The organism is Pseudomonas cistanchae, from assembly GCF_054483635.1.
In genome coordinates this window covers 220,407-237,944 of the sequence record NZ_JBTLWN010000006.1, presented here as the reverse complement: position 1 = coordinate 237,944, position 17,538 = coordinate 220,407, and the positions used below count along the sequence as shown (strand labels likewise).

Here is a 17,538-nt window from a genome sequence, read left to right as displayed (position 1 = left end):
CGCCATGGTGGAAGAACACGGCGTCTTCCACCCTACGGAGCTGCGCCATGACTGATTTGCAGGTGGTTACGTTGGTTTCGGTCGGTGCTCACCCGACCTCAGGCCGGCCGCGCCGCGCCGAGCAGGATGCCCGCGCCGTCGAGCTGGGGCTGCGTCTGGCCGGTGAGCGTCTGCAGGTGCTGCATGCCGGTGATCCGCAGCAGGAGGCGCTGCGCGCTTACCTGGGCATGGGCCTTGAGCAGATCAAGATTCTCGAGCAACCGGCGCACGGCGATGCGCTGCCGGTGCTCGCCGAGTACCTGGCCGATTCCAGTGCGCAGTTGGTGCTGACCGGCAGCCAAGCGGAAACCGGCGAAGGCTCCGGCATGCTGCCTTACCTGTTGGCGGAGCAACTCGGCTGGCCACTGGTGGTCGGGCTGGCGGCCGTGGAGCAGATCAGCAATGGCGTGGCGCAGGTGCTGCAAGCCCTGCCCCGCGGCCAGCGGCGGCGTTTGCGGGTGCGCCTGCCGTTTGTTGCCAGCGTCGACAACGCTGCGCCAAGCGCTCGGCAAAGTGCATTTGGCCCGGCCCGGCGCGGAGCGTTGACCATCGAGAAGGTGGACGGCCAGGCCGATTCGCTGTTCGCTGATGCCCGGTTGCAGCCAGCGCGGCCACGGCCGAAACGCCTCAAGGTGATCAAGGCCAAGACCGGCGCCGAGCGCATGAAGGCCGCCACCGCCAAGGCGGCGGGCGGCGGCGGTCAGGTGCTGGCCGATGCCACGCCGCAGGCCGGCGCCGAGGCTATCTTCAGGTTATTGCTCGAAGAAGGTGTGCTGCGCTGAGCGCGGCCGCCGACTACACAGACAATCGCCATCCCTTTCGCCACTGGAGGAATTGACCATGATGCATGCCGACCTGATCGACCAGGAAGACCTGCGCGAACGTCTGGTGGCGCTGGGCCTGAGCATTCCAAGCGGAGTAACTGCCGCACAGGCCTGCGAGTACGCGGTGGTCGGTTTGAGCCCGGACCGCTCCCTCGCCTTGCGGCGAATGGTGGAAGACATGCTCGGCGGCAACGCGACGCTGCTGCCCTGCGTGCGCGAAGCGATTTCCCGCACCTTGCTGCCGGCGCTGGTACCGCGCTGAATCAGCGCTCTGCCTGATCGTGGCATGGTTAGGCATGTTTGGTTAGGCCGGTAATCAGTAATGCGATACCTCGGTGCGCGCTTTCCTGGGTATCGCTGCGCTCGACCCAGGCTACGTGACTGAGTCAACGCTCTGCGCGACCGGTGGAAGGACATCAAACAGGCATAGCCGCTATCAAGCCGACCAAGCCCGCAATCACCCAAATACCCGTAGCCTGGGTCGAGCGCAGCGACACCCAGGGCACTAAGTTCGCGCTTACGGCTCGGACGCGCTATCCATCCCTAACGCGCTGCACCTAACGCTTAAAGCCGCGCTATCCGGCGCGGCGCTGGTTAATCCAGCTCAGAGCCGCACGCTGGCAAACGTCGATTCGCCTTGCGCGCGGGTCAGCGCGGCCATTGCCGAGGAGGTCGAAGGGCGCATCAGGTCTTCCGGCATCGGCAACAGCGCCAGCACGCTCGAGGTCTGGCCGGCACGCTCGTCGCGCGGCGGAATGCCGAAATACTCGCGGTAGCATTTGGAGAAATGCGGGGTGGAGACAAAGCCGCAGACCGAGGCCACTTCGATGATCGACATGCTGGTCTGCTTGAGCAGCTGACGCGCGCGGATCAGGCGCAGCTTGAGGTAGTAGCGCGACGGCGAGCAGTGCAGGTACTTCTGGAACAAGCGCTCGAGCTGGCGCCGCGACACATCGACATACAGTGCCAGCTGATCGAGGTCGATCGGTTCTTCCAGGTTGGCTTCCATCAGCGCGACGATCTCCTGCAGCTTCGGCTGGTTGGTGCCGAGCATGTGCTTAAGCGGCACGCGCTGGTGATCCTGTTCGTTGCGGATGCGTTCGTAGATGAACATTTCGGAAATCGCCGCTGCCAGTTCGCGGCCATGCTCGCGGCCGATGACATGCAGCATCATGTCCATCGGCGCCGTGCCGCCCGACGAGGTGTGGCGATTGCGGTCAATGGAGAACAACCGGGTGGTGATCGCCGCCCGCGGAAAGGCTTCCTGCATCGAGGCCAGGCACTCCCAATGCACGCTGCAATCGTAGCCATCGAGCAGCCCGGCCTTGGCCAGCGCCCAACTGCCGGTGCATACCGCACCGAGTTTGCAACCATGGCGCGCCTGGCTCTGCAGCCACTGCACGTGCTCGCGGCTGACGCTGTGCTGGATGTCCACGCCGCCGCAGACAATCACCGCGTCCAGCCGCGGCGCGGTGGCCAGCGCCGCGTCGGGGGTAATCTGCAGGCCATCGCTGGCGCTGACCGGCAGACCGCTCTGGGTGATGGTGTGCCAGCGGTACAGCTCTTTTCCCGAGAGCTGATTGGCCATGCGCAGGGGCTCGACCGCCGAGGCCAGGGAGATCAGGGTGAAATTGTCCAGCAACAGAAAGCCGATGGACTGGGGAACAGGACTCTGGGCGGTTGTCCCTGGGTTGAGCACTGACATGGGTGGAATCCTCACGCTAAGCAACACACGGTATATGGACCCTTTTTGGCGAGGCCCTTGATTTGCTTCTGGCACGCGGCAAGCCCAGATAGTGAGGATGCCAACGCAAACGCCATGCCTAAATTGATTGGCCGTTCAATTAAAAACATAAACCGCCGTGCGACCCTTGCCGTGGGCCTATGGCAGCTGCGACAGAAACGTTCTGTTTGCGACCCGCCAGGCGCCTCGAGCCAGGCGACTGAGCATTTCGGTAGCACTGCGCGAAACGCGGCGCTACGCGAAGAAATCACTGCGGTAACAAGCCTCGTGCCCACGGGGCTGACCAGCCGGTCAGGTAGCGTTTCACAGCGGCCTGAAACGATGCACCAAAAGCTGACAGATCCAGCCAACGCTGCCCGCTATCGGGTCGTAAAAAAACTCAAAACGAACTCAACATTCGATGGCGCTGACGGCCAGGCCGCCGCGCGAGGTTTCCTTGTACTTGTCGTGCATGTCGGCGCCGGTGTCGCGCATGGTGCGGATTACCCGGTCGAGCGAAATGAAGTGCTGACCGTCACCGCGCAAGGCCATCTGCGCGGCATTGATCGCCTTAACCGCGGCGATCGCGTTGCGCTCGATGCACGGCACCTGCACCAGCCCGCCGACCGGATCGCAGGTCAGCCCGAGGTTGTGCTCCAGGCCGATTTCCGCGGCGTTTTCCAGTTGCTCGGGCGTGGCGCCGAGGATCTCCGCCAGGCCCGCCGCGGCCATCGCGCACGCTGAACCGACCTCGCCCTGGCAGCCGACCTCGGCACCGGAGATGGACGCGTTCTTCTTGCACAGAATGCCGATGGCGGCTGCCGCAAGCAGGTAGTCGACCACGTCCGCCTCGCTCACTGCCGGGCTGAACCGCACGTAGTAGTGCAGCACCGCCGGGATGATGCCGGCCGCGCCGTTGGTGGGTGCGGTGACCATGCGCCCGCCGGCGGCGTTTTCCTCATTCACCGCCAAGGCAAACAGGTTGACCCATTCCATGCCGCTGAGGGTCGAGCCGATCACGTTGGGTTTGCTCATTTCCTGCAGGCTGCGATGCAGCTTGGCGGCGCGGCGCTTGACATTCAGCCCGCCGGGCAAGATGCCCTCGTGCTTCAAACCCTGCTCGACGCACTCGCGCATCGCCTGCCACAGGCGCATCAGCCCGCTGCGGATTTCCGCTTCGCTGCGCCAGGCCTTTTCATTGGCCATCATCAGTTCAGAGACGCGCAGGCCGTGCTCGCGGCACTGCTGCAGCAGCTCCTCCGCGCTGTCGAAGTCGTAGGGCAAGCGGGTCTGGTCATAGTCCAGCTGGCCGGTGGCGGCCTGCTCGGCATCGACGACAAAACCGCCGCCCACTGAGTAATAGGTGTTTTCGTAGAGCAGGCCACCCTCTTCGGCAAAGGCGCTGAGGGTCATGGCGTTGGGGTGATACGGCAGGTTTTCATCGAGCAACAACATGTCGCGCTGCCAATCGAAACCAATCTGCACCTGACCATCGAGCGAAAATCGGCCGCTGCTAAGCAGCTCGTCGATCCGTGGGGCGATGCTTGTCGGGTCGATGCTGTCCGGCCACTCGCCCATCAAACCCATCACCACCGCACGGTCGCTACCATGGCCAACACCGGTAGCCGACAGCGAGCCATACAGGCGTACCTGCAGACGGTCGACGCGCTCCAGCAGATGGCGCTCGCGCAAGGCGCCGACAAACAGCGCCGCCGCACGCATGGGCCCGACGGTATGCGAACTGGACGGACCGATGCCGATCTTGAACAAGTCAAACACGCTGATAGCCACGAGGTTCTCCTGCGGGGTGGGCAACAAAACTCATCATCGGGCTTTGGCCGAAGCGCTCAGGCTTGATACCGACGCGCCCTTATCCAAAGCCGCCAGATGCAGGGGCCAGCGATGTACTGACGGTCGCGCCAGCGGACGACAGCCACATTCCCCGCCACGACAACTGCGTCCCGGATGCGACCCGGCGCATAGGCACCGGGCGATTTCTGGCGCAATGATCCATGCGCCCACCCAGCGGCGTACCGTGCCTTGGCGTCGCGATGGTTGGCTAAAAGCCCCGCGTTTGAGCGCGCGGGAACCCAACAGGCTGCTGGAGGCGCCTTCATGAACCTGCTGAAAACCTCGCTGCTCGCCGCAGCGCTGAGTACGTCGCTGCTGGCGCAGGCCGGCGACCCGCCGAGCTGCAACATGGTCCGTTTCTCCGACGTCGGCTGGACCGACCTGATCACCACTAACGCCGTGACCCGCCTGCTGCTCAGCGAGTTGGGCTACCGTTCGCAGGTCAAGCGTCTGTCGGTGCCGGAGACCTACAGCGCACTGCGCGAAAAAGAGATCGACGTGTTTCTCGACACCTGGCTGCCCAGCTCGGAGAAGGACATCTGCCCCTACCTAGACGACGGATCGGTGGAGCTGCTGGCGGTCAATCTGGAGGGCGCCAAATACACCCTGGCAGTCAATCAGGCCGCCTATGACGCGGGGCTGAAGGACTTCGCCGATATCGGCAAATTCAGCAAGCAGCTCGACAGCAAGATCTACGGGATCGAGCCAGGCAATGGCGGCAACCAGTTGATCCAGCAGATGATCGAGCAGAACGCCTTCGGCCTGGCCGGTTTCAAACTGGTGGAGTCCAGCGAGTCGAACATGATCCTGCACGTCAAACGGGCGGACCACCTGAACAAATGGGCGGTGTTTCTCGGCTGGGAACCGCACCCGATGAACAACCAGCTGCGCATGCGCTACCTCACAGGCGGCGACGACTACTTCGGCCCCAACCTGGGCGGCGCCACGGTCTACACGTCAGTGCGCAGAGGGCTCGCAAGCGAGTGTCCGAACCTCGGTCGCCTGCTCAAAAATCTGCGTTTCAGCCTGCAGATGGAAAACGACCTGATGGAAGCAATCCTCAACCAGAACACCACCCCAAGGCGCGAAGCCAAAGCCTGGCTGAAGGCCAATCCGCAGGTGGTGGAACAATGGCTGCAAGGCGTCACCCAGTACGACGGAAGTCCCATAAACCCATTGTTCGGCGCCCGCCAAACGCCCTGAATTGCATTTTTTTTCAATTCGCCCGCAGCCCCCGGCATACGCTGGCTAGGGCCGCATCAACGGCTGCGAACCACGGCCGGCGTGGCTTGCAGCGTTGCCAACCGGTGGGAAAAGTCTGTTATGGTTTTTTAGGGCGCGGCCATGTCGTCGCCCAACACGTCAGGGTCGCAAACCGACAATCGCGGCGACCTGAAGACTATATCGTTGAGTCAGCCGATTTCGTCGCTGTCGAAATCTGGCGGGTTATCGAGACATCCGAGCGCAAGCTGGGCCAGGCTGATTGCAAACGCCGCCGAAGCGCTGCCGCAACCGTCACGCGACCTGTCCGTACCACGACAGACCGGAGCTCCCAACGCTCCGGACCGAAGAATAGATAAGCGCTGGCCACCCGTCTTGGGCGCCAGCCCAACAAGAAATTTCGGATGTACGCGCACCGCCGGACGCGGTGTGTATCACCCAGGGAATGGGTTTCGTAACTGCCAGAGGGTTTGGAAAGCGGTTTGCAACAGAGCACTACGACAGTCATCACAGCACACCTTCCCCTAGCGTCCATTGCCTCCGGCAACTGGAGCGCTAACCCGGGCGTGTCTGCAGGCGTCGGCGTGTCAGGTTGCCCAGCGCCAGCCAGCCCTCGCAATCAAGCTAACCCATACAAGCAAGAACAGTCGGCATCACCGTGCGTACGCCCTGCGGCGAGCGCGCGGTTGCGCAGCACTGATCTGGATGTCTACTGAAGGGGAACCGTCCCATGCAGTCTGGAAAAATCGTGGTCGAGAACCTCTACAAGGTGTTCGGGCCACAGCCACAAGAAGCCATCGACCTGCTCAAACAGGGTTGGAGCAAGGACCGCATCCTTGCCGAGAAGGGCGCCGTCATCGGCGTCAGCGACGTGTCGTTCAGCGTCGAGGAAGGCGAGATATTCGTGCTCATGGGCCTGTCCGGCTCGGGCAAATCTACCCTGATCCGGCTGATCAACCGTCTGGTTGAGCCCAGCGCCGGCAACGTCTACATCGACGGCCAGAACGTCGCCAAGATGCCCAAGGCGGAACTCATCGACCTGCGCCGCCGCGACATGAGCATGGTCTTCCAATCGTTCGCCCTGATGCCCTCGCGCACCGTGCTGGACAACGCCGCGTTTGGCCTCGAAGTCGCCGGCAAAGGCCGCAAGGAACGCGAGCAGCGTGCCATGGCCGTGCTCGAACAGGTCGGCCTGGACACCTTTGCGCACAAGCTGCCGCATGAGCTGTCCGGCGGCATGCAGCAGCGCGTCGGCCTGGCCCGCGCCCTGGCGGTCGACCCCTCGATGATCATCATGGACGAGGCGTTTTCCGCCCTCGATCCGCTCAAGCGCCGCGAAATGCAGGATGTGTTGCTGGAGCTGCAGAAAACCGATCGCCGCACCATCATCTTCGTTTCCCACGACATCGAAGAAGCCATGCGCATCGGCACCCGCATCGGCATCATGGAAGGCGGCAAGCTGGTCCAGGTCGGCACCCCGCAGGAGCTGATCGACAACCCGGCCAACGACTATGTGCACAACTTCTTCAACACCGTCGACACCAACCGCTACCTCACCGCAGGCCAGCTGATGGCCGACAGCGTGCCGCTGTACGTGCACAACGGCAAAGCGCCGGATGCGCAGCAGGTGTGCCAGGAGCTGCAGGCACTGGACAAGCACTACGCATTTGTCGTCGACGAGCAGAACAACTTCCAGGGCTCGATCAGCCTCGAGCGAATCGCCCTGCTGGTCGAGGGTGGGGAAACCTGCGGGCTGGATGATCGGGTCCTCAAGCACATCGACCCGGTAGCCGAAGATATGCCGCTGGATCAGGTGATCGAACGCCTGGTGGACAACGAAGGGCCGATCCCGGTGGTCGACGGGCAAGGCCACTACTGCGGCGCCATCAGCAAAGGGCGTCTGCTGACCCGCCTGCAAGGAGAATCCCATGAGTGAGAAACAGCTCGACCTGGGCAGTTGGGTCAACGACGTGGTGCAGCACCTGCTGGACAACTACAGCGACGGTTTTGACAGCATCGGCGCGGTGGTCAACGGCTTTTCCGAAGGCATCGAGTGGCTGCTGATGCTGCCGCCGGCCTGGCTGCTGATCGCCATCTTCGTCGGCCTCGGGCTGTGGCGCATCAGCTACAAGTTCGCAATCTTCACCGCCGTTGCCTTCGTCCTGATCGTGCTCACCGGTTTCTGGGAACAGACGGTGGTGACGCTCGGCCTGACCTTCTCGGCAACCCTGATCAGCCTGCTGCTCGGCATCCCGCTAGGTATCTGGGCCGCGCGCAGCGAGCGGGTCGCGACCATCATCCGGCCGATTCTCGACTTCATGCAGACCATGCCGGCGTTCGTCTACCTGATTCCCGCCGCGATGCTGTTCGGCCTCGGCCGCGTACCGGGCATCATCGCCACGGTGATCTTCGCCATGCCACCGGCAGTGCGCCTGACCAACCTGGGCATTCGCCAGGTCAACAAGGAAATCATCGAAGCCGGCCAGTCGTTCGGCTGCACCGGTCGCCAGCTGCTGTTCAAGGTGCAGCTGCCGAATGCCATGCCGTCGATCATGGCCGGGGTCAACCAGACCATCATGATGGCCCTGTCGATGGTGATCATCGCCTCGATGGTGGGCGCGGGCGGCCTGGGCAACGACGTGCTGGCGAGCATCCAGCGCCTGGATATCGGCCTAGGCTTCGAAAGCGGCATGGCCGTGGTGCTCCTGGCGATCATCCTCGACCGCATCACCGAAAGCTTCGGCACACCGCAAACCGCCAAGCGCAGCAGTGTGTTCGGCTGGTTCAGCGGCAAGCTTCAGCGTCAGTAAGTCTTAGCCATTGCACTACACAGGGAGTTGCAGATGAACTCGATAAAAACACTCGCAGGTGTCGGCCTGTTGTCCGCTGCATTGCTACAGAACGCCTGGGCGCAGGAGCCCGAGAGCTGCAAGATGGTGCGCTTCGCCGAGATCGGCTGGGCCGATATCGCCGCGACCACCGGCGTAGCCATGACCCTCAGCGAAGGCCTGGGTTACCAGACGCGCAAGATCATGGCCTCGGTGCCAATCGCTTTCACCGGCGTGAAAAGTGGCCAGATCGACGTCTTTCTCGGTTACTGGGCGCCATCGATGGACGCGGTGATCGAGCCGTTCACCAAGGACGGCGGGGTCAAGGTATTGCCAACACCCAACCTCGAAGGCGCCAAGTACACCCTGGCCGTACCGACCTATGCCGCCGAAGCCGGCCTGAAGAGCTTTCAGGACATCGCCAAGTTCAAGGACCAGCTCGACGGCAAGATCTTCGGCATCGAGCCGGGTAACGACGGCAACCTGCTGATCGACAAGATGATCAAGGACAACCAGTACGGCCTTGGCGAATTCAAGATGATCGAATCCAGCGAGGCCGGCATGCTGGTTCAGCTGCAGCGCGCGGTGAAGAAGAAGGAGCCGGCGGTATTCCTCGGCTGGGCACCGCACCCGATGAACACCCAGTTCGACATCACCTACCTGGAAGGCGGCGATGACGTGTTCGGCCCGGACTTCGGCGCCGCCAAGGTCTACACCGTGGTGCCGCCGGATTACGAAGCGCGGTGCGCCAACGTCGGCAAGCTGCTGAACAACCTGCAGTTCACCGTGGAAATCGAAAGCCAGCTGATGGAAAAGGTGCTGGATAAGCAGAACCCGACCACCGTCGCCAAGGAATGGATCAAGGCCAACCCCGAGATCCTCGACAAGTGGCTGGCGGGCGTCACCACTTATGACGGCCAGGACGGCATTGCTGCCGTGAAGAAGCACGTCGGCCTGTAACACCAACCAATCCGGCCCACCCGCCAACGTGCAGGTGGGCCAGGTGTACCCACAGCTGCACCGCTGCAAACCGGTTGACTGAAGCTTCAGCCAGCGTGGGAACGGCTTTCTGCGGTTTGGCCAGCAGCGTGCTGGGCACCGCCTCAAAGCCCGCAATCAGAACGAGCCAGCACCACGTCACCACTGCCACTCACTGATGGAGCAAAAAAAGCATGCGCAATCTGAAAAAACTCTGCCTGCAAGGGCTTGGCATCGCAGCACTGGCGGCCGGCATGAGCAGCGCTTTCGCGGCCGACAAGCCGGAACTGAAAATCGGCTACGTGAACGGCTGGGACGACAGCGTCGCCGTCAGCCATGTCGCTGCGGAAATTCTCCAGACCAAGCTGGGCTATCCGGTGAAACTGCAAGCCGTGGAGCCGGCGATCATGTGGCAGGGCGTCGCCCGCGGCGACCTCGACGTCACCCTCTCTGCCTGGCTGCCCGCCACCCATGGCGAATATTTCGAGAAGCTCAAGGACAAGGTCGTGGTGCTTGGCACCAACTATGACGGCGCGAAAATCGGCCTGATCGTGCCGGACTACGTCAAAGCCAAGACCATCGAGGACCTCAACACCTACAGCAAGGACTTCGACGGCAAGATCACCGGCATCGATGCTGGCGCCGGCGTGATGCGCCGCACCGAAGAAGCGATCAAGGAATACCAGCTGAGCGAGATGAAGCTGATGCCGAGTTCCGGTCCGGCCATGGCCACGGCCCTGACGCGCGCCGAAAAGGACAAGGAAGCGATTGTCGTCACCGGGTGGATTCCCCACTGGATGTTTGCCAAGTGGAACCTGCGCTTCCTGGAAGACCCGAAAAAGGTCTTCGGCGATGACGAGCATGTCGACACCGTTGCCAACCCGGGCCTGGAAGCCAAGGCGCCCGACGCCTCTGCCTTCCTGACGAACATCTCCTGGCGCGGTGAAGAAGTCGGCGCGGTCATGCTGGCCATCCGCGAAGGCGCCAAACCGGAACAGGCCGCCAAGGACTGGATCGCGAAAAACCCGGAGCGCGTTGCCCAGTGGTTGGAATAACCTAGCGGCAGTCACGGCAGACAAGAAACGGGCTTCGGCCCGTTTTTTTATGTCGAATCCGCAACCCGAAGCGCGCATGGCCGAGCGGTATGCTGTCGAGTGAGTCGCCGCGCACAACCACCGGCTAACCCCATGCATCCCACTCGCCCGGCATTACCCGCCAGCCCCCGCCGAAAACACTGGCGCACCGGATACGCGCCCGTATTCGCCCTACTTTCTGCGCTGGGGCTGTTGACCCCACTGCTGTCACACCTGCTCGCCGAATCGAACGGCACGCTGGCCTGGCTGATCGACCTGGCGTGTCACTGGCAGTGGCTGTTTCTACTCGGATTAGTGGGGTTCACAACCCTGGCGGCCTGGCACGACCGGCGCTGGGCGATGGTGCTACTGGCCGCGCCACTGCCATGGCTTACCGCGTCGGCGCCAGCGCCAGACATGCCTGTGGGCAGCGCCGTATTTTCCGTCGCCAGCGCCAACGTCAACCTGCACAACCGCGACAGCGCGGCGCTGCAGCGCTGGTTGGCCGACACGCAGCCGGACGTGGTGGTGTTGCTGGAGGTCTCACCGGAGTACTCGAAAAGCCTGGGCGAACTGCGCGACTACCCCTTTCAGCGACGCATAGCCGAAGACGGCGCCTTTGGCATCGCCCTGCTCTCCCGCCATCCGCTGCAACAGCTGCGGGTGATTCGCGATGCCCAGGGTATCGCCCACTTTGATGCGCGCATTCAATGGTCCGGGCAATCCTTCGATATCGTCGCGATGCACCCTATGCCGCCGCTTTCGCCGCATGACCATCAGGTGCGCAACGCCAAACTGCGAGCGCTTGGCGCCCGTGCTGCGGCGAGCAGCCTGCCAGGCATTGTTGCGGGCGACCTTAACGCCACGCCCTGGTCGTCCGCCTTCATTGGCCTGGCGGACCAGGGTTTGCGCCGCGCCAGTGGCCTCGCCCCGACCTGGCCGGCAATGCTGCGCGGAGTTATGGGCATCCCAATCGACCACGTCCTGGTAACGCAGCACTGGGCTGTGCTCAGTGCCGAGACGGGCCCAGACGTGGGCTCGGATCACCTGCCGATCCTGACGCGTCTTGCGCTGCTGGCGCCGCACGAGGGCTAGAATGGCCCTACCGCTGACGCCAGCGATACCCTCACGCACCCACTCCACCATTCCGGATACCCACATGACCCAGCCTGCCCCCGATAGCCGCCAGACGATCCTCAACCACCCGGACGCGCAGGACTGCACGGTCTATCGGCCGGACGCCCACGACCCCGAAGCCGAGGAAGAAGACCTGGGCGACGCGAAAATTCTGATGACCGGCCCGTTCCAGCCGCCCGCCGATTGGGACGCCGCGGAGCGCGAGGCATTTTTTGCCGACAGCGATCCCGAGCTGTTCTTCACGGCGCGCATCGAGTGCGAGGCCAAGCCAGGCTCGGCCCAGCACTTCGTCACCGACAGCGGCGACTACGTGGCAACCATGCCGGGCGCAGGCGAGGTGGTGATGTTCTTCGTCTGCGATTACGACGAAGATGCCAGCGGCCGCTCTTACATCCTGATCCGCGACGACGAACCGCTGCTCTGAACGAGAGCCCGACGGGCAGCGCGCGGCATGATTGATTGATCGATCAATAAAAACCGTCCTAGACTGCGCACCCCGCCCGTCTGTACGGAGTCACCGATGCCCAAGGTTGGAATGCAACCGATCCGCCGCTCGCAATTGATTGCCGCGACCCTTGAGGCCGTCGATCAGGTGGGCATGGCCGATGCCAGCATTGCCTATATCGCCAAGCTGGCTGGGGTATCCAACGGCATCATCAGTCACTATTTCCAGGACAAGAACGGCCTGCTTGAGGCCACCATGCGCCATCTGATGCAGGCTCTGAGCGATGCGGTGCGTCAACGCCGCGCGGCCTTGGGCGATGACAGCCCGCGCACTCACCTGCGCGCGATCATCGATGGCAACTTCGACGACAGCCAGGTCAATGGCCCGGCGATGAAAACCTGGTTGGCGTTCTGGGCTACCAGCATGCACCAGCCGTCGCTGCGCCGCCTGCAACGGGTCAACGACCTTCGCCTGTATTCCAATCTCTGTGGGCAGTTTCAGCGCGTATTACCACAGGAGCAGGCGCGTACTGCGGCCCGCGGGCTGGCGGCACTGATCGACGGCCTATGGCTGCGCGGCGCCCTGTCGGGCGAAGCCTTCGATACCCAGCAAGCCATGCAGATCGCTTACGACTACCTTGAAGTGCAGCTGGCCAAAGCAACCTCGTAGGTGCGCCGTGCGCACGTCGCTGCACTGAGGAATCATGGTGGGCACAGCGCGCCCTACAAACGTGGTGCCTTGGCTAGTGAAGCTTCAATACCCAGTAAGCCCTCGTAGGGTGCGCCGTACGCACCTTCCTACACCGGAATCATGGTGCGCGCAGCGCACCCTACAAACGCGGTGCCTTGTCTACGGCCATACAGCGCCGCTCATGTCGTGTTTACCTCGGTCTCGTCGTTTTTATTGATTGATCGTTCAATCAAAATATTTTAGCCTGACGAACATTCCCGCCCGCTCGCCGGTCCCTTCGCTAACCCCGGTTGGCTGACCCGACCACCGAACAGAGGACCGCGCTATGCCTCGTTTCCCCGAACAGAAACTCTATATCGATGGCCGCTATGTAGACGCCAGCAGCGGCGCCACCTTCGATTCCATCAACCCGGCCACCGGCGAGGTGCTCGCTCAGGTGCAGCGCGCCAGCCAGGCCGACGTCGAGCGTGCCGTGGCCAGCGCCACCGCCGGGCAGAAGGTCTGGGCGGCGATGACCGCGATGCAGCGTTCGCGCATTCTGCGCAAGGCCGTGGACATCCTGCGTGAGCGCAACGACGAGCTGGCCGAGCTGGAAACCCTCGACACCGGCAAGCCGCTGTCGGAGACCCGCTACGTCGATATCGTCACCGGCGCCGACGTGCTGGAATACTACGCCGGCCTGATCCCGGCCATCGAAGGCGAGCAGATCCCGTTGCGCGACACCAGCTTCGTCTACACCCGCCGCGAGCCGCTGGGTGTGGTCGCCGGCATCGGCGCCTGGAACTATCCGATCCAGATCGCCCTGTGGAAATCCGCCCCGGCCCTGGCCGCCGGCAACGCGATGATCTTCAAGCCGAGCGAGGTCACCTCGCTGACCACGCTCAAACTGGCCGAAATCTATACCGAGGCCGGCGTCCCGGACGGTGTGTTCAACGTGCTCACCGGCAGCGGTCGCGAAGTCGGCCAATGGCTGACCGAGCACCCCGGCATCGAGAAGATTTCCTTTACCGGCGGCACCGTCACCGGCAAGAAGGTGATGGCCAGCGCCTCCAGTTCGTCACTCAAGGAAGTGACCATGGAGCTGGGCGGCAAATCGCCGCTGATCATCTTCGAAGACGCCGACCTCGACCGCGCCGCCGACATCGCGGTGATGGCCAACTTCTACAGCTCCGGCCAGGTCTGCACCAACGGCACCCGGGTGTTCGTACCGCGCATGTTGCAGGCGCGCTTCGAGAGCAAGGTGCTGGAGCGGGTCAAGCGCATCCGCCTCGGCGACCCGCTGAATGACGACACCAATTTTGGCCCGCTGGTCAGCACCGCCCATCTGGACAGCGTGCTCGGCTATATCGACAAAGGCCGCAGCGAAGGTGCGCGCCTGCTGATCGGCGGCAACCGCGTCACCGAGGGCGAGTACGCCAAGGGCGCCTATGTCGCGCCGACCGTGTTCACCGATTGCACCGACAAGATGACCATCGTCCGCGAGGAAATCTTCGGCCCGGTGATGAGCATCCTGGTCTACGACACCGAAGAAGAAGTGATCCGCCGCGCCAACGACACCGACTACGGCCTGGCCGCCGGCCTGGTCACCCGCGACCTGGCCCGCGCGCACCGGGTGATCCATCTGCTGGAAGCCGGCATCTGCTGGATCAACTCCTGGGGCGAGTCGCCGGCGCAGATGCCGGTCGGTGGCTACAAGCAATCCGGCGTCGGCCGCGAGAACGGCCTGACCACTCTGGCGCACTACACCCGGATCAAATCGATACAGGTCGAACTGGGCGGCTTCGCCTCGGTGTTCTAAAACCCCGCGTAGGGTGGATCGGGGCGCGTAGCTGACGCTTCACCCATCCACCAACTGCAATGGTGGATGAAAACAGCGTCATCCACCCTACGTATAGCTACCCCGTAGCCCGGATGTAATCCGGGAACAGTCACCGCGTTTTCCCCGGAGTGCATCCGGGCTACAGGAGCTTTTATGCCCCAGGAATTCGACTACATCATCATCGGCGCCGGCTCGGCGGGTAACGTGCTGGCCACCCGCCTGACCGAAGACGCTGACGTCAGCGTGCTGCTGCTCGAAGCCGGCGGCCCGGACTATCGCCTGGACTTCCGCACTCAGATGCCCGCTGCACTGGCCTTCCCGCTGCAAGGCCGGCGCTACAACTGGGCCTACCTGACCGAGCCCGAGCCGCATATGAACAACCGCCGCATGGAATGCGGGCGCGGCAAGGGTCTGGGCGGCTCGTCCCTGATCAACGGCATGTGCTACATCCGTGGCAACGCTATGGATTACGACGGTTGGGCCGAGGAAAAGGGCCTGGAAGACTGGAGCTATCTGGATTGCCTGCCGTACTTCCGCAAGGCCGAAACCCGCGATATCGGCGCCAATGCCTACCACGGCGGCGATGGCCCTGTGTCGGTAACCACCCCGAAAAATGGCAATAACCCGCTGTTCCACGCCATGGTCGAAGCCGGCGTGCAAGCCGGTTACCCGCGCACCGATGACCTGAACGGCTACCAGCAGGAAGGCTTCGGCCCCATGGACCGCACCGTCACCCCACAAGGGCGGCGTTCCAGCACGGCGCGCGGCTATCTCGACCAAGCCAAGGGCCGGCCGAACCTGAGCATCGTCACCCACGCCCTGACCGACCGCATCCTGTTCAGCGGCAAACGCGCCATCGGCGTCAGCTATCTAGCGGGCGACAATGACACCCCGGTGATCGTCAATGCGCGCCGCGAAGTCTTGCTGTGCTCCGGGGCCATCGCCTCGCCGCAGATTCTCCAGCGCTCCGGGGTCGGCCCGGCGGCGCTGTTGCATGATCTGGATATTGCCGTGGTGCACGACCTGCCCGGCGTCGGCCAGAACCTGCAGGACCATCTGGAGGTGTACATCCAATACGCCTGCAAGCAGCCGGTGTCGCTGTACCCGGCACTGAAATGGTGGAACCAGCCGCAGATCGGCGCCAACTGGCTGTTCCGCGGCCAGGGCATCGGCGCCAGCAACCAGTTCGAGGCCGGCGGTTTTATCCGTTCCAGTGCCGAGTTCGAATGGCCGAATATCCAGTACCACTTCCTGCCGGTGGCGATCAATTACAACGGCAGCAACGCGGTCAACGAGCACGGTTTCCAGGCCCACGTCGGCTCCATGCGCTCGCCCAGCCGCGGGCGCGTGCAGGTCACCTCGAAAGACCCGCGCCAGCACCCGAGCATTCTGTTCAATTACATGGCCCACGATCAGGACTGGCGCGAGTTCCGCGATGGCATCCGCATCACCCGCGAGATCATGGCGCAGTCCGCGCTTGAGCCCTTCCGCGGCCGCGAAATCAGCCCCGGCGCCGAGCTGCAAAGCGACGCCGAGCTGGATGCCTTTATCCGTGAACACGGCGAAACCGCGTATCACCCTTCCTGCTCCTGCAAGATGGGCGAGGATGACATGGCAGTGGTTGACGGCCAGGGCCGGGTGCATGGCGTGCAGGGTTTGCGCGTGGTCGATGCCTCGATCATGCCGCTGATCACTACCGGCAACCTGAACGCGCCGACCATCATGATGGCGGAAAAGATCGCCGACAAAATCCGTGGCCGCACGCCGCTGCCGCGCAGTACCGCGCCTTACTACAAGGCCAATGGCGCACCGATACGGGGTACGCCGCAGCGCTAGTGTGCTGGCTGAAGATTATTGTTTCGACGACCCGAGTTCGTAGGGTGCGCCGCGCGCACCGGTTGTCAGTGGTGCGCACGACGCACCCTACACAGGCCAGCCGCGCAGTGTTTGATCAATGATTAGTGCGAAACAGCGCGCTAGCAGACGACAGCGTCGCAGACACCCGCCGCGGCAACTTCTAGACTGATGGCCAGCCGCTGGCCATCGCAGAAGGAACCAAGCGTTGCACTGTCCCAAATGTCAGCAACCCTGTGACCGCCAGCGGCTCGACTGCCCGCACTGCGGCATCGTCTTCAGCAAGTACGCGCAGTACATCGAGCGCCAGGCGGCGTTTGCCGAGGCCATCGCCGAGACCCAAGCGGTGCCCTCGCGTGCGTCCAGGCTGCGCCAGCGCCTGCTGACCCCGCCCGAGACCGGCGCGTTCTGGTACGGCCGCGCGCTGCTCTGGGTGCTGTTCGTGCTCTGGGGCCTGAGCTTTATCCTGCGCGACATCACCAGCCTCGGCGACTCGCCGGGCTTTCTGCATAACGTCAACCTGCCCTTCCACGAGGCCGGTCATGTGCTCTTCGGTCTCCTCGGCCAGTTTATCGGTTCCCTCGGCGGTACCCTCGGCCAGCTGCTGATGCCACTGACCGCCATGCTCGCGCTGCTGCGCCAGCGCGACACCTTTGGTGCCAGCCTGTGCTGCTGGTGGTTCGGGCAGAACTTCCTCGATATCGCCCCCTATATGGCCGACGCCCGCGCCGGGCAACTGCCGCTGATTGGCGGCAACTTCGGCCATTCCGCGCCCTACGGCTTCCACGACTGGCACTACCTGCTGAACGAAACCGGCCTGTTGCAGTACGACCAGGGTCTGGCGCTGCTCTGCCTTAACCTCGGCCGCGTCCTGATGCTGCTGAGTCTGGCCTGGGGCGGTTACCTGTTATGGAAAAGCCGACCCCAGAGCCTCGGCGGTTGATCGTGTAGATCCGTAGGGCGGACATGCCGAAGGCTTGTCCGCCATCAGCGGTCATCCGCGGTGGACAAGGCTTCGCCATGTCCACCCTACATAGGCACGGAGTGTGTAGGGTG

At 63.3% G+C, this 17,538-nt stretch carries 15 protein-coding genes; 13 read left to right on the top strand and 2 right to left on the bottom strand.

Features of this window, described 5'->3' with window-relative positions; all coding sequences use genetic code 11:
* Positions 1-47 precede the first annotated feature (47 nt).
* Both etfB and ACX0MV_RS17465 read left to right on the top strand, forming a co-directional pair.
* On the top strand, positions 48-821 hold the full coding sequence (etfB, locus tag ACX0MV_RS17470) for an electron transfer flavoprotein subunit beta (protein ID WP_458983792.1): 774 nt from the start codon (positions 48-50) through the stop codon (positions 819-821).
* A gap of 58 nt (positions 822-879) precedes the next feature.
* On the top strand, positions 880-1,125 hold the full coding sequence (locus tag ACX0MV_RS17465; RefSeq protein WP_458983791.1) for a hypothetical protein: 246 nt from the start codon (positions 880-882) through the stop codon (positions 1,123-1,125).
* Between the two features lie 342 nt (positions 1,126-1,467).
* Here ACX0MV_RS17465 and gbdR read toward each other — a convergent pair whose 3' ends face one another.
* Together gbdR and ACX0MV_RS17455 are read right to left on the bottom strand one after the other, a co-directional pair.
* Positions 1,468-2,568, bottom strand: a complete 1,101-nt coding sequence (gene gbdR, locus ACX0MV_RS17460) for a choline metabolism transcriptional regulator GbdR (protein WP_458983790.1) — start codon at positions 2,566-2,568, stop codon at positions 1,468-1,470.
* 429 nt (positions 2,569-2,997) lie between these two features.
* Positions 2,998-4,377 carry an L-serine ammonia-lyase gene (locus ACX0MV_RS17455; protein ID WP_458983789.1) on the bottom strand — a complete coding sequence of 460 codons (1,380 nt, stop codon included), beginning with the start codon at positions 4,375-4,377 and terminating at the stop codon, positions 2,998-3,000.
* A 324-nt stretch (positions 4,378-4,701) separates the two neighbouring features.
* Here ACX0MV_RS17455 and choX point away from each other — a divergent pair, with 324 nt between their 5' ends.
* The 11 genes from choX (at position 4,702) to ACX0MV_RS17400 (ending at position 17,425) form a co-directional block, all read left to right on the top strand.
* Positions 4,702-5,640 (top strand): choline ABC transporter substrate-binding protein, encoded by a 939-nt coding sequence (gene choX, locus ACX0MV_RS17450; RefSeq protein WP_458983788.1) that lies wholly within the window; start codon positions 4,702-4,704, stop codon positions 5,638-5,640.
* 748 nt (positions 5,641-6,388) lie between these two features.
* Positions 6,389-7,594 carry a quaternary amine ABC transporter ATP-binding protein gene (locus tag ACX0MV_RS17445; protein ID WP_458983787.1) on the top strand — a complete coding sequence of 402 codons (1,206 nt, stop codon included), beginning with the start codon at positions 6,389-6,391 and terminating at the stop codon, positions 7,592-7,594.
* A complete protein-coding gene (locus ACX0MV_RS17440) occupies positions 7,587-8,468 on the top strand; it encodes an ABC transporter permease (protein ID WP_458983786.1) in 882 nt (293 codons plus the stop codon). The genes ACX0MV_RS17445 and ACX0MV_RS17440 overlap by 8 nt, the downstream gene beginning before the upstream one ends.
* A gap of 33 nt (positions 8,469-8,501) precedes the next feature.
* A complete protein-coding gene (locus tag ACX0MV_RS17435; protein ID WP_458983785.1) occupies positions 8,502-9,446 on the top strand; it encodes a choline ABC transporter substrate-binding protein in 945 nt (314 codons plus the stop codon).
* Between the two features lie 212 nt (positions 9,447-9,658).
* A complete protein-coding gene (locus ACX0MV_RS17430) occupies positions 9,659-10,519 on the top strand; it encodes a glycine betaine ABC transporter substrate-binding protein (RefSeq protein ID WP_458983784.1) in 861 nt (286 codons plus the stop codon).
* Positions 10,520-10,750: 231 nt separating this feature from the next.
* Entirely contained in the window at positions 10,751-11,632 is an 882-nt protein-coding gene (locus ACX0MV_RS17425; RefSeq protein WP_458983783.1) for an endonuclease/exonuclease/phosphatase family protein, read from the top strand.
* Between the two features lie 64 nt (positions 11,633-11,696).
* Complete coding sequence (locus ACX0MV_RS17420) at positions 11,697-12,098, top strand: hypothetical protein (protein ID WP_458983900.1); 402 nt, start codon at positions 11,697-11,699, stop codon at positions 12,096-12,098.
* 96 nt (positions 12,099-12,194) lie between these two features.
* Positions 12,195-12,788, top strand: coding sequence for a transcriptional regulator BetI (betI, locus tag ACX0MV_RS17415; RefSeq protein WP_458983782.1), 594 nt, complete (start codon positions 12,195-12,197; stop codon positions 12,786-12,788).
* Positions 12,789-13,134: 346 nt separating this feature from the next.
* Positions 13,135-14,607, top strand: coding sequence for a betaine-aldehyde dehydrogenase (gene betB / locus ACX0MV_RS17410; RefSeq protein ID WP_458983781.1), 1,473 nt, complete (start codon positions 13,135-13,137; stop codon positions 14,605-14,607).
* Positions 14,608-14,781: 174 nt separating this feature from the next.
* On the top strand, positions 14,782-16,464 hold the full coding sequence (gene betA / locus ACX0MV_RS17405; RefSeq protein WP_458983780.1) for a choline dehydrogenase: 1,683 nt from the start codon (positions 14,782-14,784) through the stop codon (positions 16,462-16,464).
* 226 nt (positions 16,465-16,690) lie between these two features.
* A complete protein-coding gene (locus tag ACX0MV_RS17400; protein ID WP_458983779.1) occupies positions 16,691-17,425 on the top strand; it encodes a hypothetical protein in 735 nt (244 codons plus the stop codon).
* Positions 17,426-17,538: the final 113 nt, after the last annotated feature.

What these genes read in the sequence shown, in the direction of transcription:
- etfB (WP_458983792.1), top strand. Translation starts at nt 48, where the DNA reads ATGACTGATTTGCAGGTGGTTACGTTGGTTTCGGTCGGTGCTCACCCG.
- ACX0MV_RS17465 (WP_458983791.1), top strand. Translation starts at nt 880, where the DNA reads ATGATGCATGCCGACCTGATCGACCAGGAAGACCTGCGCGAACGTCTG.
- gbdR (WP_458983790.1), bottom strand. Translation starts at nt 2,568, where the DNA reads ATGTCAGTGCTCAACCCAGGGACAACCGCCCAGAGTCCTGTTCCCCAG.
- choX (WP_458983788.1), top strand. Translation starts at nt 4,702, where the DNA reads ATGAACCTGCTGAAAACCTCGCTGCTCGCCGCAGCGCTGAGTACGTCG.
- ACX0MV_RS17445 (WP_458983787.1), top strand. Translation starts at nt 6,389, where the DNA reads ATGCAGTCTGGAAAAATCGTGGTCGAGAACCTCTACAAGGTGTTCGGG.
- ACX0MV_RS17440 (WP_458983786.1), top strand. Translation starts at nt 7,587, where the DNA reads ATGAGTGAGAAACAGCTCGACCTGGGCAGTTGGGTCAACGACGTGGTG.
- ACX0MV_RS17435 (WP_458983785.1), top strand. Translation starts at nt 8,502, where the DNA reads ATGAACTCGATAAAAACACTCGCAGGTGTCGGCCTGTTGTCCGCTGCA.
- ACX0MV_RS17430 (WP_458983784.1), top strand. Translation starts at nt 9,659, where the DNA reads ATGCGCAATCTGAAAAAACTCTGCCTGCAAGGGCTTGGCATCGCAGCA.
- ACX0MV_RS17420 (WP_458983900.1), top strand. Translation starts at nt 11,697, where the DNA reads ATGACCCAGCCTGCCCCCGATAGCCGCCAGACGATCCTCAACCACCCG.
- betI (WP_458983782.1), top strand. Translation starts at nt 12,195, where the DNA reads ATGCCCAAGGTTGGAATGCAACCGATCCGCCGCTCGCAATTGATTGCC.
- betB (WP_458983781.1), top strand. Translation starts at nt 13,135, where the DNA reads ATGCCTCGTTTCCCCGAACAGAAACTCTATATCGATGGCCGCTATGTA.
- betA (WP_458983780.1), top strand. Translation starts at nt 14,782, where the DNA reads ATGCCCCAGGAATTCGACTACATCATCATCGGCGCCGGCTCGGCGGGT.